This window comes from Paractinoplanes aksuensis (assembly GCF_024137025.1).
In the GTDB taxonomy this organism is placed as follows: domain Bacteria; phylum Actinomycetota; class Actinomycetes; order Mycobacteriales; family Micromonosporaceae; genus Actinoplanes; species Actinoplanes aksuensis.
The window spans coordinates 390,371-413,097 of record NZ_JAMYJR010000003.1 but is presented as its reverse complement, the minus strand read 5'-3'; the positions used below and the strand labels follow the sequence as shown (position 1 = coordinate 413,097).

Annotated in this window: 20 protein-coding genes; 4 read left to right on the top strand and 16 right to left on the bottom strand. The window is 71.4% G+C overall.

Annotated features, from left to right (window positions below; all coding sequences use genetic code 11):
• Nucleotides 1-23 precede the first annotated feature (23 nt).
• Genes araA through M1L60_RS06255 form a run of 7 tightly spaced genes read right to left on the bottom strand, consistent with a single transcriptional unit; the run spans nt 24 to nt 8,496 of the window.
• Entirely contained in the window at nt 24-1,505 is a 1,482-nt protein-coding gene (gene araA / locus M1L60_RS06285) for an L-arabinose isomerase (protein WP_253236319.1), read from the bottom strand.
• Nucleotides 1,498-2,184, bottom strand: a complete 687-nt coding sequence (locus M1L60_RS06280; RefSeq protein WP_253236504.1) for an L-ribulose-5-phosphate 4-epimerase — start codon at nt 2,182-2,184, stop codon at nt 1,498-1,500. The genes araA and M1L60_RS06280 overlap by 8 nt, the downstream gene beginning before the upstream one ends.
• Nucleotides 2,185-2,189: 5 nt before the next feature.
• Entirely contained in the window at nt 2,190-3,896 is a 1,707-nt protein-coding gene (araB, locus tag M1L60_RS06275; RefSeq protein ID WP_253236503.1) for a ribulokinase, read from the bottom strand.
• Nucleotides 3,897-3,898: 2 nt separating this feature from the next.
• Nucleotides 3,899-4,909, bottom strand: coding sequence for a galactofuranose ABC transporter, permease protein YjfF (yjfF, locus tag M1L60_RS06270; RefSeq protein ID WP_438862079.1), 1,011 nt, complete (start codon nt 4,907-4,909; stop codon nt 3,899-3,901).
• Nucleotides 4,910-4,914: 5 nt separating this feature from the next.
• The gene (locus tag M1L60_RS06265) at nt 4,915-5,934 is read right to left on the bottom strand and encodes an ABC transporter permease (protein ID WP_253236317.1); all 1,020 of its coding nucleotides are present in this window, start codon (nt 5,932-5,934) and stop codon (nt 4,915-4,917) included.
• Nucleotides 5,931-7,448, bottom strand: coding sequence for a sugar ABC transporter ATP-binding protein (locus M1L60_RS06260; RefSeq protein ID WP_253236316.1), 1,518 nt, complete (start codon nt 7,446-7,448; stop codon nt 5,931-5,933). The genes M1L60_RS06265 and M1L60_RS06260 overlap by 4 nt, the downstream gene beginning before the upstream one ends.
• A 55-nt stretch (nt 7,449-7,503) precedes the next feature.
• A complete protein-coding gene (locus tag M1L60_RS06255) occupies nt 7,504-8,496 on the bottom strand; it encodes an ABC transporter substrate-binding protein (protein ID WP_253236315.1) in 993 nt (330 codons plus the stop codon).
• A gap of 386 nt (nt 8,497-8,882) precedes the next feature.
• Here M1L60_RS06255 and M1L60_RS06250 point away from each other — a divergent pair, with 386 nt between their 5' ends.
• Nucleotides 8,883-9,881: a LacI family DNA-binding transcriptional regulator gene (locus tag M1L60_RS06250; RefSeq protein ID WP_253236502.1), complete on the top strand. Its 999-nt coding sequence runs from the start codon at nt 8,883-8,885 to the stop codon at nt 9,879-9,881.
• A 457-nt stretch (nt 9,882-10,338) separates the two neighbouring features.
• Here the strand turns inward: M1L60_RS06250 and M1L60_RS06245 are convergent, their stop codons facing one another.
• Nucleotides 10,339-10,908: a TetR/AcrR family transcriptional regulator gene (locus tag M1L60_RS06245; protein ID WP_253236314.1), complete on the bottom strand. Its 570-nt coding sequence runs from the start codon at nt 10,906-10,908 to the stop codon at nt 10,339-10,341.
• Nucleotides 10,909-11,755: 847 nt separating this feature from the next.
• On the opposite strand from M1L60_RS06245, the gene M1L60_RS06240 reads away from it, so the two are divergent.
• The gene (locus M1L60_RS06240) at nt 11,756-12,673 is read left to right on the top strand and encodes an NmrA family NAD(P)-binding protein (protein ID WP_253236313.1); all 918 of its coding nucleotides are present in this window, start codon (nt 11,756-11,758) and stop codon (nt 12,671-12,673) included.
• 220 nt (nt 12,674-12,893) lie between these two features.
• Nucleotides 12,894-13,886 (top strand): LacI family DNA-binding transcriptional regulator, encoded by a 993-nt coding sequence (locus M1L60_RS06235; RefSeq protein ID WP_253236501.1) that lies wholly within the window; start codon nt 12,894-12,896, stop codon nt 13,884-13,886.
• 120 nt (nt 13,887-14,006) lie between these two features.
• On the opposite strand, the gene M1L60_RS06230 is transcribed toward M1L60_RS06235, so the two are convergent.
• Nucleotides 14,007-14,708: a response regulator gene (locus tag M1L60_RS06230; protein WP_253236312.1), complete on the bottom strand. Its 702-nt coding sequence runs from the start codon at nt 14,706-14,708 to the stop codon at nt 14,007-14,009.
• Complete coding sequence (locus M1L60_RS06225) at nt 14,705-15,901, bottom strand: sensor histidine kinase (protein ID WP_253236311.1); 1,197 nt, start codon at nt 15,899-15,901, stop codon at nt 14,705-14,707. The genes M1L60_RS06230 and M1L60_RS06225 overlap by 4 nt, the downstream gene beginning before the upstream one ends.
• 133 nt (nt 15,902-16,034) lie before the next feature.
• On the opposite strand from M1L60_RS06225, the gene M1L60_RS06220 reads away from it, so the two are divergent.
• Nucleotides 16,035-16,967 (top strand): alpha/beta hydrolase, encoded by a 933-nt coding sequence (locus M1L60_RS06220; RefSeq protein WP_253236310.1) that lies wholly within the window; start codon nt 16,035-16,037, stop codon nt 16,965-16,967.
• A gap of 14 nt (nt 16,968-16,981) precedes the next feature.
• Here the strand turns inward: M1L60_RS06220 and M1L60_RS06215 are convergent, their stop codons facing one another.
• The 6 genes from M1L60_RS06215 to M1L60_RS06190 are packed head-to-tail and all read right to left on the bottom strand — an operon-like array spanning nt 16,982 to nt 22,723.
• Nucleotides 16,982-17,488 (bottom strand): GNAT family N-acetyltransferase, encoded by a 507-nt coding sequence (locus M1L60_RS06215; RefSeq protein ID WP_253236309.1) that lies wholly within the window; start codon nt 17,486-17,488, stop codon nt 16,982-16,984.
• 9 nt (nt 17,489-17,497) lie between these two features.
• Nucleotides 17,498-18,070, bottom strand: a complete 573-nt coding sequence (locus M1L60_RS06210) for a hypothetical protein (protein WP_253236308.1) — start codon at nt 18,068-18,070, stop codon at nt 17,498-17,500.
• A complete protein-coding gene (locus tag M1L60_RS06205; protein ID WP_253236307.1) occupies nt 18,067-18,636 on the bottom strand; it encodes an RNA polymerase sigma factor in 570 nt (189 codons plus the stop codon). Before M1L60_RS06205 ends, M1L60_RS06210 begins: the two co-directional genes overlap by 4 nt.
• A 40-nt stretch (nt 18,637-18,676) precedes the next feature.
• A complete protein-coding gene (locus M1L60_RS06200; protein ID WP_253236306.1) occupies nt 18,677-19,537 on the bottom strand; it encodes a tetratricopeptide repeat protein in 861 nt (286 codons plus the stop codon).
• Nucleotides 19,534-19,965 (bottom strand): hypothetical protein, encoded by a 432-nt coding sequence (locus tag M1L60_RS06195; RefSeq protein ID WP_253236305.1) that lies wholly within the window; start codon nt 19,963-19,965, stop codon nt 19,534-19,536. Before M1L60_RS06195 ends, M1L60_RS06200 begins: the two co-directional genes overlap by 4 nt.
• A gap of 58 nt (nt 19,966-20,023) precedes the next feature.
• Nucleotides 20,024-22,723 carry a helix-turn-helix transcriptional regulator gene (locus M1L60_RS06190; protein WP_253236304.1) on the bottom strand — a complete coding sequence of 900 codons (2,700 nt, stop codon included), beginning with the start codon at nt 22,721-22,723 and terminating at the stop codon, nt 20,024-20,026.
• Nucleotides 22,724-22,727 lie beyond the last annotated feature (4 nt).

Below are 22,727 nucleotides of genomic sequence, written 5' to 3'. Positions count from 1 at the left end.
GACACTCAGCCCGGGAGCGAGGTTCAGAAGCCGCGGGCCAGGCGGTAGTAGGCCTGGTTCCAGCGGACCTCCTTGGTGAACTGGCGGATCGACGTGTTCTCGTCGATGACCAGCAGTTCGGTCGAGAGCATCTCGGCCAGGTCGGTCAGTTCCTCGGTGCCGACCGCCGACGACAGCACCGTGTGGTGCGGGCCGCCCGCGGTCAGCCAGGCCTCGGTCGACGTGGCGAAGTCGGGCGCCGGCTTCCAGACCGCGCGCGCCACCGGCAGCTGCGGCAGCGGCGCCGAGGGGGCCACCACCTCGATCTCGTTGGCTACGAGGCGGAACCGCTCGCCCATGTCGGTCAGGCCGACCACGACCGCTGGGCCGGGGGCGGCGTCGAAGACCATGCGTACGGGGTCCTCGCGGCCGCCGATCCCCAACGGGTGGATCTCGAGGCGGGGCTTGGCGGCGGCGATCGACGGGCAGACCTCGAGCATGTGCGCGCCCAGGATGCGCTCGTTGCCGGGGGTCAGGTCGTACGTGTAGTCCTCCATGAAGGACGTGCCGCCGGGGGTCATCGCCTTCAGCGTGTGCAGCAGCACCGACGTCTTCCAGTCGCCCTCACCGCCGAAGCCGTACCCGTCGCCCATCAGGCGTTGCACGGCCAGGCCGGGCAGCTGGCGCAGGCCGCCCAGGTCCTCGAAGTTCGTGGTGAAGGCGTGGAAGCCGCCGGCCTCGAGGAACACCCGCAGGCCGAGCTCGATGCGGGCCGCGTAGCGCAGCGAGTCGTGCCGTTCGCCGCCGTCGCGCAGCTCGGGGGCGATGTCGTACAGGTCGGCGTACTCCCCCACCAGCTTGTCGATCTCGGTGTCGAGCACCTGGTCGACGACGTGGACGAGGTCGTTCACGCCGTACGTGTTGACCGAGACCCCGAAGCGCAGCTGGGCCTCGACCTTGTCGCCCTCGGTCACCGCCACGTCGCGCATGTTGTCGCCGAAGCGCGCGAGCTTGAGCGACCGCATCGCCGCGTAACCGCGGGCGGCGCGCACCCAGGTGGCGATCCGCTCGACCACGCGCGGGTTGGTGACGTGTCCGGCCACCGTCTTGCGGGCGACGCCGAGCCGGGCCTCGATGTAGCCGAACTCGCGGTCGCCGTGGGCGGCCTGGTTCAGGTTCATGAAGTCCATGTCGATGGACGCCCACGGCAGCTCGACGTTGGCCTGCGTGTGCAAGTGCAGCAGCGGGGTGCGCAACGCGTCGAGGCCGGAGATCCACATCTTGGCCGGGGAGAACGTGTGCATCCAGGTGATCACGCCGATGACCTCGGGCGAGGAATTGGCTGCGTTGATCACGGAGAGGATGTCGGTGGAGCTGGTGAGCACCGGCTTCCAGACGATCTTCACGTCCAGCACGGAGGCCAGAATGTCCGAAATTTCGCGAGATTGCGCGGCGACCTGATCAAGGGTCTCGGGGCCGTAGAGTCCCTGGCTCCCGGTCAGGAACCAGACCTCGTGCTCACTCATTGCTTTCCTCCATCTGGTGCTGGCCGTAGACGTTCTGGTACCGGTCGAAGAGCCGGTCCACGGCGGGTGCGGGCAACCGGTCGATCGGACCGAGCTGACGAGCCAGGTGCATGGTGCGGGCGACGTCCTCGCACATCACGGCGGCCTTCACGGCCGCCTTGGCCGAGGCGCCGATCGTGAACGGGCCGTGCTGGCGCATCAGGACAGCCGGCGAGCGTGAGCCCCGCAACGTCTCGACGATCCCGCGGCCGATGTCGTCGCTGCCGATCAGCGCGAACGGCCCGATCGGGATGTCACCGCCGAACTCGTCGGCCATCGCCGTCAACGAACACGGGATCGGCTCGCCCAGGGCAGCCCAGGCGGTGGCGTACGGGCTGTGGGTGTGCACGACGCCGTTGACTTCGGGCATGTGCCGATAGACGTACGCGTGCGAGGCCGTGTCGCTGGACGGGCTGTGCTCGCCCTCGACCAGGTTGCCGTCGAGGTCGCAGATCACCATCGAGTCCGGCGTGAGCGAGTCGTACTCGACGCCCGACGGCTTGATCACCAGCAGGTCCTCGCCGGGCACCCGGGCCGAGACGTTGCCGGCCGTCCAGGTGACCAATCCCCACCGCGTCAGATGAGCGTGCAGGTCGCAAACTTCCGCTCGAATCTGAGCGATCGCCTGAGAAACGCGCATGACCGTCACGCCCCCTCCTCCTGAACGACCGATTCGCTCACCGCGGCGCCGGCGCCGTCCGAGCGGAAGGCCGCGTCGCGGATCGCGCGCAACCGGTGCAGCACCTTGTTCTCGCCGCGGCCGAAGTAGTCGTGCAGCAACGCGTACTCGGCGTAGAGCCGGTCGTAGACGGCCGCGTCGGCCGGATTCGGCTGCCACACGTCTTTCTCGACCCGGCCCATGGCGTCGGCCGCCGTCGCGACGTCGGGGTAGGCGCCCGCCGCCACCGCCGCGTGGATGGCCGAGCCCAGGGCCGGCGCCTGCTCCGACGAGGCCACGCTGATCGGCCGCCGCAGCACGTCGGCGTAGATCTGCATGACCAGCGGGTTGCGCTTGAGTCCCCCGGCCGCCACGAACTCGGTCACCGGCACGCCGGCCCCCTCGAACGTTTCAACGATGGTGCGGGTGCCGAAGGCTGTCGCCTCGATCAAGGCCTTGTAGATCTCGTACGGCCGGGTGGCCAGCGTCAGCCCGGCGATCACGCCCGACAGGTGATGGTCGACCAGCACCGACCGGTTGCCGCTCTGCCAGTCGAGCGCCACGAGCCCGTGCCCGCCCACCGGCTGCTCGGCCGCCTGCCGCGACAGCAGGTCGTGCACGCTGACGCCGGCTTCGCGGGCCTCGTCGTGCACATAGGGCGGCACGCCGTGGTCGACGAACCAGCCGAAGATGTCGCCGACGCCGCTCTGGCCGGCCTCGTAGCCGTACAGCCCGGCCATGATTCCGCCGTCGACGACCCCGCAGATGCCCGGGACGATCTCACGCGAGGACGAGTTCATGACGTGGCAGGTCGACGTGCCCATCACCAACAGCATCTGGCCGGCACCGACCGCGCGCGCGGCCGGCGCCGTGACGTGCGCGTCGACGTTGCCCACGGCGACTGCGATCCCCTCGGGCAGCCCGGTCCAGCCGGCGGCCTCGGAGGTCAGCCCACCCGCGCGGTCGCCCAGGGCCGAGATCGGGTGGGCCAGCCGGGTGTCGGCGAAGTCGGCGAACCCGGGGTTGAGCTCGGCCAGATAGTCCTTGGCGGGGTACGTACCGTCCTGGTAAATGCCTTTGTAACCGGCCGTGCAGGCGTTGCGCGTCTCGCGCCCGCAGAGCTGCCAGATGATCCAGTCGGCGGCCTCGATCCAGCGCTCGGTGCGCGCGTAGACCTCGGGGTCCTCCTCGAGCACCTGCAGGGCCTTGGCGAACTGCCACTCCGACGAGATCTTGCCGCCGTAGCGGTCGATCCAGGGCTCGCCCCGGCGATGAGCCAGTTCGTTGATGCGATCCGCCTGCGGCTGCGCCGCATGGTGCTTCCAGAGCTTCGTGTACGCGTGCGGCCGCCCCGCGAACTCCTCCAAGAAGGACAGCGGGGTGCCGTCGGCCAGCGTGGGCAGCACGGTGCACGCCGTGAAATCGGTGGCGATGCCGATGACCTCGGCCGGGTCGATGCCCGCGGCCGCCACAGCTTGCGGCACAGCCGTCTTCAACACGTCCACGTAGTCGGCCGGGTCCTGCAACGCCCAGTCGGGGCGCAGCCGCTCCCCCGTCGCGGGCAGGGTCCGTTCGATCACGCCGTGCGCGTACTCGTGCACGGCCGCGCCGACTTCCTCACCGTCACTGACCCGGACGACGACGGCGCGGCCGGACAGCGTGCCGAAGTCGACCCCAATGGTGTAGCCGGACATGTTCACTTGGCCTTTCTGGTGACGAGCCGCTGGAGGACGATGAAGGCGAAGAGCAGGACGCCGACGACGATCCGGGTCCACCACGAGTTCAGGTCACCCTGGAACGTGATGATCGTCTGGATCAGGCCGAGCACCATCACGCCGAGCACGGTGCCCAGCACGTAACCCGAGCCGCCGGTCAGCAGCACGCCCCCGATGACCACGGCGGCGATCGCGTCGAGCTCGAGCCCCTGGCCGTGCAGGCTGTAGCCCGACGAGGTGTAGAAGCTGTAGAGCACACCGCCCAGGGAGGCGCAGAAACCGCTCAGCGTGTAGACGGCGATGCGCGTACGCCCGACCGGCAGACCCATGAGCAGGGCCGAGTCGGCGTTGCCGCCGATCGCGTACACGTTGCGCCCGAACCTGGTCCAGGCCAGCACGATCGCCGCGATCAGCACGACGATCGCCGCGATGACGACGTTGAGCGAGATGAACACCCCGTCGTCGAACCGGAACCGCTTCTGGGCCATCTGGGTCCAGAAGTCGTTCGTGATCGGGATCGAGTTGCGGTCGATGAGCAGGGCCAGGCCGCGGGCCAGGAACATGCCGGCCAGCGTGGCGATGAACGGCTCCACCTTGAAGAAGTGGATGACCGCGCCCATGCCGAGGCCCATGACGGTGCCGATCAGCAACACCAGCGGCAGTACGACCCCCGCGGGCCACCCGGCGGCCAGCAGTGTGGCCGCCACGGTGGTGGTCAGGGCGATCACCGCGCCCACGGACAGGTCGATGCCCCCGGTGAGGATCACGAACGTCATGCCGACGGCCACGACCAGCAGGAACGCATTGTCGACGAAGATGTTCAGGAAGACCTGGGTGTCGCCGAAGCTCTCGTAGTTGTAGACGCCGATCGAGTACATGACGACCAGCAGGGCCAGGGTGGCCAGCACCGGGATGTGCTTGGTGTTGGGCCGGTAGACCCGCCGGCCCCCTCTTTTTTGCGCCTGCGGGCCGGTGGCCGGTGGGGTGCTCACGTCGATCACGCCGGGACCTCCGCCCGCTTGGTGCCGAATCGGCCGAAGACCTTGGCCCGGAACGTGGCCGACTGGGCCAGGCAGAGGATGATCACGACGACCGCCTTGAACAGCAGCGTCGTCTCGACCGGCACGCCCACGCTGACCGCGGTGATGTCGAGGGTGGTGATGATGACCGCGCCGAGCACGCTGCCCGCGATCGAGAACCGGCCGCCGGTCAGCGCGGTGCCGCCCAGCACCACGGCCAGGATCGCGTTGAGCTCGATCAGGTTGCCCGCGGCGTTGCTGTCGGCACTGGACACGTCGGAGCTGTAGATGAGGCCCGCGACACCGGCGAAGGCGGCCGCGAACACGTACACCATGATCGTGATCCGCCGGGACCGGATGCCGGCCAGCCGGCTCGCCGTGGGACTGCCACCGACCGATTCCAGGAGCAAGCCCAAGGCCGTACGCCGGGTGAGCGCGACAGTCAGGCCGACCGCCGCCGCGGCGATGAGGAACGACACCGGCACGGCCAGGAAGTAGCCCGCGCCGATGACCCGGTAGGGCGCCGAGTGCACGTTGAGGATCTGCCCGTCGGTGATCAGCTGGGCCACGCCGCGCCCGGCCACCATGAGGATCAGCGTCGCGATGATCGGCTGGATGCCCAGCACGGCGACCAGGAACCCGTTCCACAGCCCGAAGACCAGGCACAGCGCGATCGCCGCGCCGACCACCAGCAGCACCGGGCCGACCGCGTCGGGGTTGCTCAGGTCGCCGATGAGCAGACAGGCCAGGGCGCCCGAGATGGCCATGACCGAGCCCACCGACAGGTCGATGCCGCCGGTCGCGATGACCAGCGTCATGCCCAGCGCGACCAGCACGAGCGGGGCGCTGCGGCGCAGGATGTCGATGAGCGAGCCGTACAGGTGCCCGTCCTGCAGCGTGATCGTGAAGAAGTTGTTCGAGAAGACGAGGTTGCTGGCCAGCAGCACCACCAGGACGGCGGCGGGCCAGAACAGCCGGTGTCTGAGCATCGAGGTCATGTGGTGGCTCCGCTGGCGATCGTCTGCATGATGCGGTCGGCGTCGACGTCCGCGCCGTTCTCGAGCTCCTCGACGAGCCGCCGGTCGCGCAGCACCTCGATCTTGTGGCTGAGCCGGAGGACCTCCTCGAGCTCGGCGCTGACGAACAGGACGGCCATGCCGCCGTCGGCCAGCTGGGCCACCAGGCGCTGGATCTCGGCCTTGGCCCCGACGTCGATGCCGCGGGTGGGCTCGTCGATGATCAGCAGACGGGGCTCGGTGATCAGCCAGCGGGCCAGCAGCACCTTCTGCTGGTTGCCGCCGGACAGGTCGCGGACCAGCCGTTCCGGGTCGGCCGGGCGGATCTGCAACGCCTTGATGTACTGCTCGACCAGCTCGTCCTGCTTGCGGCGCGGGATGGGCCGGGTCCAGCCGCGAGCGGCCTGCATGGCCAGGATCATGTTCTCCCGTACGGTCAGCTCGCCGATGATGCCCTCGGTGCGCCGGTTCTCGGACGAGAAGGCGATGCCCTCGGCCATCGCGTCGCGCGGCGCCTTGACCGTGTGCGGCTTGCCGTCGATCAGCAGTTCGCCGCGGTCGGGCCGGTCGGCCCCGAAGAGCAACCGGGCCAATTCCGTACGACCGGAGCCGAGCAGACCGGCCAGGCCGACCACCTCGCCGGCGTGAATGGTGAGGCTGAACGGCGCGATGGCGCCGTCCCGGCCGAGCTCGCGGGCTTCGACAATCGGAGTACCGCGTTCGACAGCTGTCGTGTCCTTCGCGTGCTCCTCGATCTGCTCGAGCGCCTCGAGCTCCTTGCCGATCATCTTGCTGACGAGTTGCATCTGGGGCAGCTCGTCGGTGCGGTACTCGCCGATCAGCCGGCCGTTGCGCAGCACGGTCATCCGGTCGGCGATCTCGTAGACCTGGTCGAGGAAGTGGCTGACGAACAGGATGGCCACGCCGTCGGCCTTGAGCCGCCGCATGATCGTGAACAGCTGCTCGACCTCGGAGGCGTCCAGGCTGGACGTGGGCTCGTCGAGGATGAGCACCTTGGTCGTGCCGACGTCGGTGGCCCGGGCGATCGCCACCATCTGCTGGATCGCCAGCGAGTAGCTGTCGAGCTGGGCGGTGACGTCGATGTCGAGGTCGAGCCGGGCCAGGCTGGCCTGGGCGCGCTTGCGCGTCTCGGACCACTGGATGCGGCCGAACTTGCGGGGTTCCCGGCCGATGAAGATGTTCTCGGCCACCGACAGGTTGGGGCAGAGGTTCACCTCTTGATAGACGGTGCTGATGCCGGCCTGCTGCGCCTGCAACGGGCCGGTGAACCGCACCCTCTCCCCGGCCAGCTCGATCTCACCCCCGTCGATGTCGTACACGCCGGTCAGCACCTTGATCAGCGTCGACTTGCCGGCCCCGTTCTCGCCCATCAGCGCGTGGATCTCGCCGGGCAACAGCCGGAAGTCGACGTCGTCGAGGGCGACGACGCCGGGGAAGATCTTCTTGATGCCGGTCATCTTCAACTGCTCGGCCATAGGGGCTCCGTTCAGCGGTGGGCCGCCCCGCGCGGGCGACCCACCGGCCGGTGACTCAGTACTTGCGGGACGGGAGAGCTTCCTTGGCCTGCTCCGGGGTGAAGGTCGTCTCCTTGGTGAGAACGCGCTGCGGGATGCTCTCGCCGGCCTTGGCCTTCTTGACCAGCTCCATCAGCTGTGGGCCGAGCAGCGGGCTGCACTCCACGATGAAGTTGATCTTGCCGTCGGCCAGCGCCGTCATACCGTCCTTGACCGCGTCGACGGTGATGATCTTGATGTCGGTGCCGGGCTTCTTGCCCGCCGCCTCGATTGCCTCGATGGCGCCCAGACCCATGTCGTCGTTGTGCGCGTAAAGCACGTCGATGTCGGGCTGCGACTTGAGGAAGGTCTCCATCACGGCCTTGCCGTCGGTCCGGGTGAACTGACCGGTCTGCGAGGCGATCACCTTGAACTTGGTGTCGGCCTTGATGACGTCGGCGAAGCCCGACTTGCGGTCGTTGGCCGGCGCGGCGCCCGGCGAGCCCTGCAGCTCGACGATGTTGACCGGGTCGCTCTTGCCCTCGTACTCCTTGACCAGCCAGTCGCCGGCCTTCTTGCCCTCCTCGACGAAGTCCGAGCCGATGAAGGTCTTGTAGAGCGAGGTGTCCGGGTCGTCGATCGCGCGGTCGGTCAGGATCACCGGGATGTTGGCGTCCTTGGCCTCCTTGAGCACGGTGCCCCAGCCGCTCTCGACCACCGGCGAGAACGCGATGACGTCGACCCGCTGGGTGATGAAGTTGCGGATCGCCTTGATCTGGTTCTCCTGCTTGCCCTGGGCGTCGGAGAACTTGAGGTCGATGCCGGACGAGGCGGCCGACTCCTGGATCGACTTGGTGTTGGCCGTGCGCCAGCCGCTCTCGGCGCCGACCTGCGAGAAGCCGAGCGTGATCTTGTCGTCGCCGCCCCCGGACTTGCCGGAGCCGGTGTCGCTGCCACTGTCACCACAACCCGCGACAGCCGAGGCGAGCAGAAGCCCGCCGGCCACCGCGATGGAAAGTCTCTTGAGCACTGGATCCTCCTGATGTGAAGGCGCGCGTGTTAACGTTCACAGAGCTGAATTCCGGCGCCTCGCGGGGAAGACGGGCGACCGGCGGTTGAAGCGTGCCGTTGCGGCGAGTCGCTGTGGCGTCACCCTCAGGACTCGCGTTCCGGAAGTGTTACCGTTCTCAACACGCGAGTCAAGGCCTCGAACCCGGTTTGTTACCGACTGATTGCCGATTCGCGGAAGGCGCAGGAAGACCACGCCCGGATAGATGGACACGGCTCCCTTCAGCCGTACACTGTGCGCGCTCACATCTGGCATCGTCACCGCGGACTCGGGGGTACCACTTGGCATCCAAAAAGCCCGCAGCCGACGGCCTCCCCGCCGCCCCGGCCCGGCCCCGCCTGACCGTCATGCGCGACGTCGCCAAACTCGCCGGCGTCTCGCACCAGACCGTGTCCCGGGTCCTGAACAACCACCCCAACGTGCGCGACGAGACCCGCCAGCGCGTGCTCGACGCCATGCGCTCGCTCAACTACCGCCGCAACCTGGCCGCCCGCACCCTGGTCACGAGGCAGTCGGACACCCTGGGCATCATCGGCTTCGAGACCACGCTGTTCGGTCCCGCTTCCATGCTGTACGGAATAGAAAGCGCAGCCCGGGACGCCGGCTACATGGTGAGCATCGCGTCGGTCCGCGACCTCGATCGGCGCCAGGTGCTGGAAGCGGTGGACCGCCTGACCCAGCACTCGGTCGACGGCGTCATCGCGATCGCCCCCAAACAGTCGGTCAACCACGCCCTGGCCCAGGCCCCACCGTCACTGCAGTGCGTGGCCGTGGGCGGCGCCGGCGAATCCGACGCCGCCCCCACGGTGTCGATCGACAACGCGGCCGGCGCCCGCCTGGCCACCCAGCACCTGCTCGACCTGGGCCACGCCACCGTTCACCACGCCGCCGGCCCACCCGACTGGCCGGAATCAGCGGAACGCATCGACGGCTGGCGCAGCACCCTGTACGCCGCCGGCGCCGTGGTCCCCCCGGTCGAACACGGCTGGTGGGACGCGGAATCCGGCCACGCCCAGGGCAGCGCCCTGGCCAAGGACCCCAACGTGACCGCCATCTTCTGCGCCAACGACCGGATCGCCCTGGGCGTGCTGCGCGCCCTGCACGAGGCCGGCAAACGAGTCCCCGAAGACGTCAGCGTGGTCGGCTTCGACGACATGCCCGACTCCGGCTTCTTCGTCCCCCCACTGACCACAGTCCACCAGGACTTCGCCGAACTGGGCCGCCGAAGCCTGGCCCTCCTGCTGGAACACATGGCCGCCCCCACCGACCCACCCCCACCCCACAGGGTCTTACTGACCCCCCAGTTGGTAATCCGCACAAGCAGCGGCCCCCCACCCCACCCCTGACGCACTTCCGACCCGGCCGGACCCGCGCACACACCGGCGCCACCACAACGCAGCGATAGCGAAACGCGGACGACGCGGGATGCTTATCAGCGTCCTGCCGCCGACCATCAGCTGCTAGGCAGCGGCTCGCACAGGTGCCCCGTCCTCGCTGCGATATCGCCTCGGCGGCCGGGTGACGCCGGCAGACACGCCACCTGGCCTCGCTGCGGAGCCACTCTGATCACGGGCGAGCGGCCTCGACGGCCAAGCCATCGCACATCCGGCAAGCAACCCGACTAGCCCCGCTGCGGACTCACTCCGGTCACGGTCAGACTGAGAAGGCGGGCGGCCTCAACGGCCAGACCACCGCACATCCAGCAACCAACCCGACTAGCCGCGGGCTCACCCCGGCCACGGCCAGACGGAAAGGCGAGCGGCCTCAACGGCCAGGCCACCGCACAGCCGGCAAGCAACCCGACTAGCCCCGCTGCGGACTCACTCCGGTCACGGTCAGACGGAGAAGGCGAGCGGCCTCGGTGGCCGGGTCGGGGTGGTTCTCGGTGGCGAGGGCGATGCCGGTGACCAGAGTGAGCAGGTCGGTGATGGTCGCGCCCGGGGTCAGGGCGCCGGCTTCGGACGCGCGGAGCACCAGCGGCTCGCCGGCGGCGGTCAGGCGAGCGGTGGCGCAGTGCTCGTGAACCTCGCCGGGGTCGGCGATCCGGTCGCGGTTGAGGGCTTCGGCCAGCCCACGGATCGTGGCCGCGAACGACAGGACGGCACCCAGCCACTCCAGCAGCGCGGCGCGGGCGTCGGCGGCTTCAGCCAGGGCGTCGGCCTGGTCGGCCAGGACGTCGATACGTTGCCGGAACACAGCCTCCAGCAGGGCGTGCCGCGTCGGGAAGTGGCGACGCACGGTGCCTGACCCCAGTCCGGCGGTGCGCGCGATCTGCTCGAGCGACGCGTCAGCACCCTCGGCCGCGATCGCCTCCTCCGCCACGGCGAGCAGTCGCGCGTAGTTACGACGCGCGTCCGAACGTTGGCCGGCCATTCGTCGCCTCCCGGTTGCTAAATGGCGGGGTCCGCCATATCGTAGCCGGAAGTAAATGGCGGACCACGCCGTTTACTGCGACACCCCCAGCACGCCCCTGCCCCGTCAATCGCCACCCCCATTCCGCCCTCCACCGAAACCGTCTCCCACCTGAACCGCTCTCCCACTACCCGCCACCGCCTGCCGAGACGATCCATTTCGTCTCGCGGTTCGGCTTGCGCCCTGCCGAAACGATCCGTTCCGTCTCGCGGTCCTGCCTCCGCCCCAGCAAGACGACCCGTTCCGTCCCACGAGCCCAACACCGCCCCGGCGAAACGACCCGTTCCGTCCCACCGTCCAGCCTCCGCCCCAACAAGACGACCCGTTCCGTCTCACAAGCCCAACACCGCCCCGGCGAGACGACCCGTTCCGTCTCACAAGCCCAACACCGCCCCGGCGAGACGACCCGTTTCGTCTCGTGGGTCTGCCTCCGCTGTCGCGAGCGGGCCATCAGATCGACCAGGACTCCTCGTGCACCGGCGGCGGGTCGGTTTCCGCGCCCTTTTTCGATGCCACCATCTCGCCGCCCTCGATTCAGCGTCGTTCCGCCACTCCAACCCGGGCCACCTCCAGGCGCCCTCTTTCAACCTGACCCGCGCACCGCCACCAGCCGCCGTCAGCGCACCCCGCACTCAACCGCGGCGCGTCCACGCGCTGCCGTCGAATCGTCGCTGTCCGTTTAAGGGCACGCGCGACGCAGAACCGAAAGCCACCGCCGTCCGCATGAGGGCACACGCGACGCAGAACCGAAAGCCACCGCCGTTGGCGTGAGGGCATGCGTGGCGCAGAACTGATCAAGGAGAGTTTCATGAACGAGTTGACGTCGCCTGTGCTTGTTGTCGGGGCCACGGGTAAGCAGGGTGGGGCTGCGGCCCGGTCGCTGTTGGGAGCCGGTTTCCCCGTGCGGGCGCTGGTTCGTGATCGTGCGGCTGAGCGCGCCCGGGCGGTGGAAGCGCTCGGTGCCGAACTTGTCGTCGGCGATCTGCGGGATCGCGAGTCGCTGGACGAGGCGGCGCGGGGTGCTCGGGCCGTATTTTCGTTGCAGATGCCGGAGTTGGGCGCGGACGGCTTCGACTTCGACGGGGAGCTTCGGCAGGCCGTCAACCTGATCGAGGCGGCCAGGTCGGCGGGTGTGCCGCAGTTCGTTCACTCGTCGGTGTCGGGGGCCAGCCGCTACCAGTCGGCGCCCGGATATGCGGAGGGGCGGTGGGCCGCGCTCGAACCGTATTACGCGGCCAAGACCGGGGTCGAGAAAAGCGTACGGGAAGCGGGTTTTCCCTTCTGGACGCTCGTGAAGCCGGGCTTCTTCATGGAGAACTTCCTGCTGTCCGCGGCCTACCTGCTGCCGCGCGGGGTCGGGGGTGGCATCGTCACCGTGCTGCGACCGGACACCCGTCTTTCGCTGGTGGCGGTGGACGATATCGGCGCGACGGTGGCCGCGGCCGTCGCCGATCGGGAGCGGTTCCGGGGCGTCGAGTTGGAGCTGGCCTCCGACTACCTGGCCATGACCGAGGTGGCCGCAGTGCTTTCGGGCGCGTTGGGCGCCGCGCTCAAGGCACCCGACATGTCCGAACCGGAGGCGCTCGCCGCCGGGATGCCGGCCTACGCGGGGTTGTCGATGGAGCTCATGAACGTGGCTGGGCAGCCGGCCCGGCCGGAGTTCGCGCGGGCGCTCGGCATTCCGCTCACGAGCTTCGAGGAGTGGGCCGCGCGGCACATGCGATGACCCGGCGGACACTCCCGGGAGTTCCTCGTTGTGTTTTATCAAGTCATGGCCGATTGGGAACGCTCCCGCAAATTACCGGGCGGTGAATTGGCAAGAATGTGTTGTGATTTCCGCGGCGTGGCGTACCCGCACGTCACGGGCATGGGAGTGGAGGGGATATCCTGCCCGCAACCAGTCGATCGGGGTGCGGGTGAGCGTGAAACGCGGACGGCCGCCGGGCATGATGGACGTCGCCCGGCTGGCAGGAGTGTCGCACCAGACCGTCTCCCGGGTGCTCAACGAGCATCCCAACGTCAGCGAGCCGACCCGGCTCAAGGTGCGGGCGGCGATCGCCGAGCTGGGCTACCGCCCCAACCGCACGGCCCGGGCCCTGGTCACCGGCACGTCGAAGGTGATCGGCGTGGTCGCGCCCAACACGGCTCTGTACGGCCCGGCGTCGATGCTGACCGCATTCGAGCAGGCGGCGCAGGACAGTGGTTTCGCCGTCAACGTCGGCAGTGTGCGCACGCTCAACGAGCGGTCGATCGCCGACGCCGTCGAGCGCCACCTCGACCAGCGGGTCGCGGGCCTCGTGGTGATCGCGCCGGTGGCCGGCGCCGGTCCCGCCCTGGCCCGGCTGCCCGAGGACATCCCGCTGGTCACCATCGACGGCGATCCCGAGCGGGCCAGCACCCTGGTCACGGTCGACCAGGTCGCCGGGGCCCGGGCCGCCACCGAGCACCTGCTGGCGGCCGGCCACTCCACGGTCTGGCACATTTCGGGTCCGGCCGACTGGTTCGACGCCGCGGGCCGGGTCCGCGGCTGGCAGGACGCGTTGAGCGCCGCCGGCGCCGAGCAGCCCCCGCTGCTCACCGGCGACTGGAGTGCCGAGTCGGGTTACCGCAACGGCAAGCTGCTGGCTCGCCTGCCCGAGGTGACGGCCGTCTTCACGGCGAACGATCACATAGCGCTGGGCCTGCTGCGGGCGCTCAGCGAGCACGGCCGCCGCGTCCCCGAAGAGATCAGCATCGTCGGCTTTGACGACGTGCCGCAGGCGGCCTACTACACGCCACCGCTGACCACGGTCCGCCCCGACTTCGACGCGGTCGCCACGGCCGGGGTCGAGCTGCTGCTGGCCCAGATCGAGTCGGGATCGCCCGACCTGGCCACCCGGCGCACGATCGCGCCGACGCTGATCACCCGGGACAGCGTCGCGCCACCGCCCGCCCGCTGAACCAATTTTCACATTCACCTGTTCCAATCCCGGCCAGATCTGTTAGCGTTAACAGGTCTCACTACGGGTATTCCTAGGCCTGTGGCGCTGACATCGGAAGAGAGGACCCGGTCGGGGCCATCAAGGGGAGGATGGCCCCGCTGGGTGCACTCCAGCGTTGTAGTCAACGGGTGTCGTCCATCCGGCGGACTGAGCCAGCAGGCCGGCCTGGGTGCGATTGGCGCAGCCGAGCTTCTCGAACAGATGCGACACGTAGCCCTTCACCGTCGTCTCGGACAGGTGCAGGCGCCGGGCGATCTCGGCGTTGGTCAGCCCGTCGCCGATGGCCGTCAGAACGTCCCGCTCCCGATCGGTCAGGTCGGTCACGCGAGCCAGCGCGGCCGCGCGTTCCTCGTGGGCCGTCGCCGACGCCGCGACCAGCCCGTCCCGCGCGACCGGGGACAGCACGGTGTGGCCCTGCGCCGCCACCCGGATCAGGTCGATCAGCTCGGCGGGCGGGGTCGACTTGACCAGGTAGCCCGCGGCCCCGGCCCGCAGCGCGCGGATCACGTAGCCGTCGGCGTCGAAGGTGGTCAGCACCAGCACCACCGGCGGGTCGACCAGCCCCCGGATGCGCTCGGTGGCGGCGAGCCCGTCGACCCCCGGCATCCGCAGATCCATGAGCACCAGATCGGGCCGTTCCCGGACCACGGCCTCGACCGCTTCGGCACCGTCGGCCGCGGTGCCCACCACGACCACGTCGGGCGCGGCCGACAGGATCGCGCTCAGATGCCGGCACACCAGCGGCTCGTCGTCGACGATCAGCACCCGGAGCTGGTTCATGACGGTCCCCGATCGGCAGTGGCCCGTATGGGTATCACCGTCTCGAGCCGGAAACCGCCCGCGCCGTCCGGCCCGGCCTCGAGTGTGCCGCCGATCGACTCGACTCTTTCGCGCAGCCCGGCCAGCCCAGCGCCGTTGCCCCGCGCGGACAGCGACGACCGGCCCCGGCCATTGTGGACCACGATGCGGACGAGGTCGGGGAGGTATTGCGCATCGACCCGCACCGCCGCGCCCCCGGCATGCTTGCGGGCGTTGGTCAGCGCCTCGCGCACCACGCGATAGGCCGTGCGGCCCGTCACCCGGGACAGCCCCGGCGGCTCGCCCGCGGTGACCAGCTCGACCGCTTGCCCGGCCCGGCCGGCCTCGTCGACCAGCTCGGCCAGCGGGGGCTGGGCCGCCTCGTCGAGCGGCGCCCCGGCGGGCGAACCGGCCCGGCGGAGCACGCCGACCAGCTCGCGCAGCTCGTCGAGGGCCAGCGCGCCGTGGGCGCGCAGCTCTTCCGCGGTCTCGCGGGTCTCGTCGTCGGGCGCGCGCACCGACAGCGCGCCCGCCTGCAATGTCATCAGCGTGACCCGGTGCGCCACCAGGTCGTGCAGCTCGGTCGCCAGGCGGGAGCGTTCCTCGGCCCGAGCCTGTTCGGCCCGCCACCACTGCTCGCGCTCGGCCCGCTCGGCCCGCTCGCTCAGCAGGGCCATCTTGCGGCGGCGGGCGGCCAGATAGAGCGCGAACAGCGGCGCGACCGCGCTGTGCAGCAGACCGTTGACCACGAAACTGGTCGTGGGGTCCCACGGCCGCACGCTGACCAGGGCCAAAACGCCGATCAGGGCCCAGATCGCGGCCGACCAGACCCGCGGCACGCCGCGCTCGGTGGTGTTCTCGACCACGACCGACAGCGCGATCGGGATCCAGGCGCTGACCGAGAGCAGGGCCTCGGCCACCGGCAGCGGGGCGGCGAACGCCACCAGGGTCTGCGCCAGGGCGGAGAGGACGATCGCCAGGGCCGTGCTCGTCGGCCGGCGGCGCCGGAGCAGGACGGCGGCCGAGGTCACGAGCTGCAGGGCGACGAAGACCCACACGAGCGAGAGGTCGGCCTGCGGCCCCGCGACGACCGCGGTCAGCACACCGCCGAGCACTGCCGCCGCGACGAGGGCGGCCAGCAGCACACCGTCGATGAGAACCTCGCGCCGCTTCATGGGCCCGACGCTACCGGGCTCGCCGAGCGGCCGGACCCTACCAAAGTAGGTGCCCGGCCCGTACTTTCTCCGCTGCCGCACCCGGCCGTCATCGGGCTCGAATGGGAGCCGACAACGACGAAGGGAGAAGGTCATGACGACGATGACGAGGCGCGGCCTGCTGGGAGCGGCGGCCGGCACGGCAGCAGTGCTCGCGAGCCGGGCCGACCGTCCTCACCGACGCGAGGTCACCACATTTGTGCTGGTGACCGGGGCCAACGGCTCGGCCAGTGGCGATGCCGAGCTCTCGCTGCGAGGCCACCGCGCGGTCGGTGTCGAGCTGCCCGGTCACGGCGCCGCGGCCGGCCAGTTCCGCCGGTCCTACCAGGCGCCACAAAACCTGGCCGCCCTGGCCACCGAGCCCTCCCCCATGGCCGGCATCACCCTGGACGACTACGTCACGGCCACCGTGGCGGTGGTCCGCCGCGCGGCCCGCCTGGGTCCGGTGGTCCTGTGGGGCGGCAGCATGGGCGGCGCCACCGTGAGCCGGGTCGCCAACGAGGTGCCCCGGCTGATCAACCGGCTCGTCTACAGCTCCGCCTTCTGCTGCGTCGACCTGCCGACGATGGGCGACTACCTGCAGACCCCCGAGGCCGCCGGCAGCCTGATCCTCGAGCTGGGCGGCGCCTCGCTGGCCGACCCGGCCGTGATCGGCGCGTCGCGCACCAACTTCCGCACCAACGACGCCGCCGTGCTCGCGAAGATGAAAGAGGCACTCTGTGCCGACGCCACCGAGGCCGAGTTCATGGCAATGCTCAACGCCTCTCAACCCGACGAGTCGATCCAGGTGCCCCTGGCCGACGCGCGCGGTCACAAGGACACGTGGGGCAGCATCCCGCGCACCTACATCCGGCACACCCGCGACCGCATGATCCCGCTCCCCCTGCAAGACCGCATGATCGCCGAGGCCGACCGGCTCACGCCGCGCAACAAGTTCGACGTGCGCTCCGTCGCCACGTCACACGCGGCCGACGGCGCGGGCTGGGCCGCCTCGGTCGACATCCTCGACGAACTGGCCCGCCGATGACGAGGCCGTCGCGGTCATCCGACGACGGGGCTGCGGCGTTCCAGGAACACGACGTCGCGCCAGCGGTTGTCCCGGGCCGCATGCCGGCCCACCCGCTCCCGCACGCCGACGGTGCGGAAGCCGCACGCCCGGTGCAGGGCCAGGCTGGCCTCGTTCTCGGGGAAGACGCCGGACTGGATGGTCCAGATCCCCGCGGCCTCGGTCGAGCGGATCAGCGCCTCGAGCAGGGTCCGGCCCACGCCTCGGCCCCGAGCGGCGGGATCGACGTAGAGGGAGTGCTCGACCACCCCGGCATACACCGGCCGCGACGACACCGCCGTGACGGCCACCCAGCCCAGCACCGCGTCGTCCGGGCCGACCGCGACCAGCCGGTGCGCGGCGAGCCGGCCCGCGTCGAACACTCCCCACGAGGGCGCGGCCGGCTCGAAACTGGCGTCCCCGCCGTCGAGCCCGGCCTGATAGAGCGCGAGCACGGTGGGCCCGTCCGCGTCCCGCATCGGGCGGATGGTCACGCCGCTCAAGAGTGCCTCCTAGAAAGCCGTGTCGTAGAGCTGCGGCAGGCCCGGCGCCGACGCCTCGCCGCTGTAGCCGCAGATCAGCATCGAGCCCCGGGCCGACGCGACCAGATAGTCCTTACCGGTCTCGAACTTGCCGCTGCCCAGCATCGTCTCCGAGATGTCGCCGGTCTGGGCGATCCGCACCTGGTCGGCGGCGGCGCCCCGATAGACCTTGGTCACCTTCAGCGTGACAGTGCCGCCGTCGACGCCGGTAACCGTGCCTGCGAAGGCGAAGTCGGCCGCCTCCTTCAGCCGATCGGCCGACGGTTCGACACACTTGGCCGCGATGCCGGGCGCGGTCAGCTCGGTGACCGTGGGCGCGGCCACGGGCCCCGCGGGGTCGCCCGACGGGCGCAGCAGGAACCAGGTGCCGAGGGCGGCGATCAGCACCAGCGCGGCGGCGGCCAGGGTGAGCATAGGGCGGCGCGGGGCGGTGGTCGTGGCGGTCATCGTGGTCTCCAGGAGGTGCGAGGTGTCGTACGGCGGCAGGTCGGCCGCCGGGTCGGCTCGGCGCAGACGGGCGCGCAGGTCGTCGTCGTCCGTCATGGCCGGCTCCCCTCTGTCGACTCCTCATGTCCGGCGGCGTCGCCGGTCTTTCGCAACTCCTCGCGCAAGTTCTGCTTGGCCCGGTGCAGGCGGATGCTCGCCGCGTTGGGGCTGATCCCGAGCACCACGGCGATCTCGGCCGGGCTCAGCTCCTCCCACGCCCACAGGCGCAGCAGTTCGGCGTCCTCGGCGCGCAGCGCGTCCAGCGCCGCGGTCAGTTCGTCGTCCGGCCCGTCGGGCGCGGGCACGACCTCGGCCGGCCGGTCCAGGCGCCACACCCGGGCCAGCAGGCGGCCCTGCCGGCGCCGGGACCGTTCGGCGTTGGCCAGGCAGTTGCGGGCCACCCCGTACGCCCAGGGCAGCACCGCATCGGGCGCCGTCCCGCCCTGGGACGGCGGGCGGACAGGGAGGATCTCGTCGAAGCGGCGCCAGCAGACCAGCAACGTGTCCTGCAGGACGTCGTCGGCCGTCGAGGGGTCGGTGCGGCGGGCCAGGAAGCGGCGCACGGCGTCGATCACGGCCGGCGCCACCGCCTCGAACCGTTGCCGCCGGTCCTCGGAGTTCACGGAGTCCACGCCGGTTCATGTCCGGCGACGACGTGATCTTTCATCGCCAGGAACGCATGACCCACTTGCGGACCAGCGGCGGCACCACCCACGAATAGACGCAGTAGACCAGCCAGAGCAGGCCCAGCAGACCACCCAGCGCGGGCAGGCCGGCCGCGCGCAGGCCGATGATCAGAGCGACCGCGACCAGCCAGGTCTTGATCGCGCCGAACCGCAGGATGGGCCGCAGCGGCCGCATCAACGGGTGCCGGGCCACGCGCAACTCCATCGCCGACTCGGCGAAGACCTGCTCGGTCGGACGGGCCGCAGCGGCCTGCCGGAAACCCTCGTACGCCGCGTCGACGTGCCCGCGGGCGGCGCTCGTGCCGCCCAGCAGCGCGTGCGCGACCGGATTGTCGGGGTGGACGCCGACGAACTCCTGGCTGATCCGCTGGGCCGTCCGGTTGTCGCCGCGCGCGTGGGCGAGTTGGATGCGGGTGGCATAGACGACGGGCGCCTGCGGGGCGCGGGCCGCGGCCAGCTCGACCAGCCGGTCGGCCTTGTCGAGTTGGCCATCGGCCGCGCACAGGTCGGCGTACGCGCACAGCAGGTCGACGTCGTCGGGCGCGAGGGCCAGGCCGTCGAGGAAGGCCCGCTCGGCGGTCCGGTCGCGGCCCGCCTCGTGCTCGGCCCGGCCCAGCCAGAGCAGCAGGTCGGGGTCGGGCCCGTTGGCGGCCAGGGCGGCCCGGGCGGCGTCGCCGACCTCGGGCCAGCGGTCGAGCTGGCTGAGCGCGGCGCACCGCAACTGCATCGCGTACGACCCGGTGACCTCGTTGGCCGGCAGCAGCGACAACTGGGTCAGGGCCTGCTCGGGGCGGCCGGTGGCCAGCAGCGCCTGGGCCTGGTGCAGCGTCGCGTTCATCGGACCAGCACCGCCAGCACCAGGGCCTCGAACAGCCCGCAGCCGATCGCGGCCGCGAACCCGGGGCCGATCAGCCGGGCCGGTTCGCGCCCGCGCAGGGTGGCGACCCGGAACGGGCGGCGCTGCAGCGACAGCACGACCAGCCACACCAGCAGGCCGCAGACCGTGCCGGCCAGCCGGAGGGCCGAATTGCCGTCGGTCAGGGCGCCCACCGCGATCCGCGCGCCGAAGCCGGCCACCCCGGCGGCGCCGATGGCGACCAGGTGCGTGGTCGGCAGGGCCAGCCGGCGCCCGTTGAGCAGGCCGAGCGTGGCCGCGGCGAGCGGGCCGCCGAAAAAGGCGGGATACACGATCGACTCGGGACGCCAGGGCGGCTTGCCCGGCGGCGGCTGCTCGCTGATCGTCGGGCGGAACAGGTCGTCGTGCATCTCTTTCCCCGCTCTCGTTCACCCGGGACCGGGCGCGCGGGTCAGCCTATCGGGGCGGTCACAGCGCGCCCGCCAGCTCCCGGCGCGAGGTGACGCCGAGCTTGCCGAACACCTTGCGCAGGTGCCATTCGACGGTGCGCGGGCTCAGGAACAGCACCGCGCCGATCTCGGGGTTGGTGCGCCCGGCCGCGGCCAGGCGGGCGATCTGCGATTCCTGCGGCGTCAGCTCGTCGCGCGCCTCGGGACCCCGCTTGCGGACGGTCTCGCCGGTCGCGGTCAGCTCGCGCCCGGCCCGTTCGGCGAACCCGGCCGCGCCCATCGCGCTGAACGCGTCGTACGCCGATCGCAGTTCGGTCCGGGCCTCGGCGCGCCTGTTGTCGCGGCGCAGCCACTCGCCGAAGAGCAGCCGGGCGCGGGCCACCATCAAGCTCAGCCGTTCCGCCGGCAGCAGCTCGATGGCCTCGCGGAACTTCTTCTCGGTCTGCGCACCCGGGCCGGCCAGGGCATCGGCCAGGGCCTGCACGCCCGCGGCCCACGGCGTCCCGGCCGCGCTCGTCCGTTCCCGCAGCCGCTCGGCCCCCTCGGCCGCCTCCGTCGCCGCCCCCGACCGCGCTGCCGCCTCGATCAGCTCGCCCAGACCCCAGTGCCAGAACCCCAGGTCCGCGTACGCCGTGGTCGGCCGAGCCGCAGCCAGTGCCTCCGGATAGCGGCCGAGCCCGTTGTAGAGCACCGACTTGTTGTGCCCGACCAGCGCCAGCAGCCGTCCCTCGGCCCGGGTCCGGGCGTCGTGTTCGGCCGGTTCCATGAGGTCGAGCGCCGGCCGTTCCGCGCCCCGGTAGGCCAGCAGGTTGAACGGGGCCGACGGTTGCCCGACCAGCCCGGTGGCCCGCCCCAGCGTGTCCGCCTCGCCGACCAGTTCGGCCGCCTCGGCCAGCCGCCCGGCGTGCACGAGCGCGCCGGCCCGGAACGTGAGCATCGACGGCAGCACCGAGAGCACACCGGTCTCGCGGGCGAACCCGGCCGCCTGCGCGGTGAGCCGGTCCCAGGCCTCGTCGTCGAACAGCTCATGGGCGACCGGCACCCCGATCCAGACCAGGTTCAGGTTCTCGCGGGCGTCGAGCGCGGCCAGGGCCCGGGTCAGCGGCCCGAGCGAGGCCCGGAAGTCGTCCAGCACCCAGCTCGTCAGCCCGGTCAGCAGCAGCCCGGCCGGGTCGTCGCCGGGCGCGACGGCGCGGGCCGCCTCGGCCACGAGCCGGGCGTCACCGTCACCGAGCCGCCCCGTGTGCAGGGCCGCGCCGAGGGCCGACAGGTACGTCTCGCGGGCGGCCGCCAGGTCGAGCTCCTCGAGCCGGCGGGCCGCGGTGACCAGCGCCCGGGCCGCGTCGCGGCCGTGGTTGAGCCAGAACGCGGCCTGGGCCCGCAGGCGTTCCACCCCGGCCTGGGCCAGCGGGTCGAGCGGGCCGATCTCGGCCGCGGCCAGCAGGTCCGGCACCCGGGCGGGCACGCCGGCCAGGAAGTGCGCCCGCGCCGCGGCCAGGGCCCGCGTGGCCCGCGGCTTGGGGTCGGAGCTGAGCTCGGCCGCCCGCTCGAGGAAGGCGGCCGCCGCGGACCGGCCGCCCCGGCTCAGCGCGCGGCCGGCCGAGCGTTCGAGCTCGGCCGCGACCGCCTCGTCGGGCCCGGCGGCGGCGTGGGCGCGGTGCCAGGCGCGGCGGTCCGGCTCCTGGTGGGGGTCGATGACGTCGGCCAGCGCGCGGTGCACGGCCCGCAGGGTGGCGGGCTCGGCCGACTGCCAGCTCGCCGAGCGGACGAGGGGATGCCGGAACCGGACCCGGGCGCCGATCTCGACCAGGCCCGCCACCTGGGCCGGCCCGGCCGCCTCGGGCGCGATGCCGAGGCGTTCCAGGGCCCGCCACAGCAGCGGCACGTCGCCGACCGGTTCCAGGGCGGCCGCCACCAGCAGCGTCCGGGTCTCGGGCGGCAGCTCGGCGATGCGACGCTGGAAGCCCTGGTCGAGGCGGCCCGCCATCGGGACCGGGCCGGGACCGCCGAAGCCGAAGGCCAGCTCGGCCGGGCCGAGCCCGCGCGGCAGCTCGAGCAGGGCCAGCGGGTTGCCCTGAGTCTCGGCGACGATCCTGTCCCGCACCCGCTCGTCGATCGGGCCCGGCAGCACGGTGTCGAGCAGGGCGCGCGCGTCGGCGTCGGACAGCCCGGTCACCGGCATCTCGGGCAGACCGGCCAGCAGCTGCTCGTCGCTCGGGCTGCGCGCGGCGAAGACCAGCGCGACCGACTCGGCGTCGAGGCGGCGGGCCACGAACGTCAGGATGACCTCGGACATGCGGTCCAGCCACTGCGCGTCGTCGACCACGCAGACCAGCGGCCCGTCCGCCGCCGCCTCGGCGAACAGGCTGAGCACGGCCAGCCCGACCAGCAGCGCGTCCGGCGGGTCGCCCGCGGCCAGCCCGAACCCGACGGACAGAGCCGACCGCTGCGGCTCGGGCAGCTGGTCGAGGTGGTGCATCAGCGGGGCGCAGAGCTGCTGCAGGGCCGCGTACGCGATCTCGGTCTCCGACTCGACGCCGGCCGAGCGGACCACCGGCCCGGGCGCGGCGCCGCACAGGTGGTCGAGCAGCGCCGTCTTGCCCGCGCCGGCCTCGCCCCGCAGCACCAGGACTCGGCTCCGCCCGGCGCGCAGGTCGGCCAGCAGGCGATCGAGCTCGGCCAGCTCCTGGCGCCGCCCCCGCAGCGTTACCGTCGGCACGTGC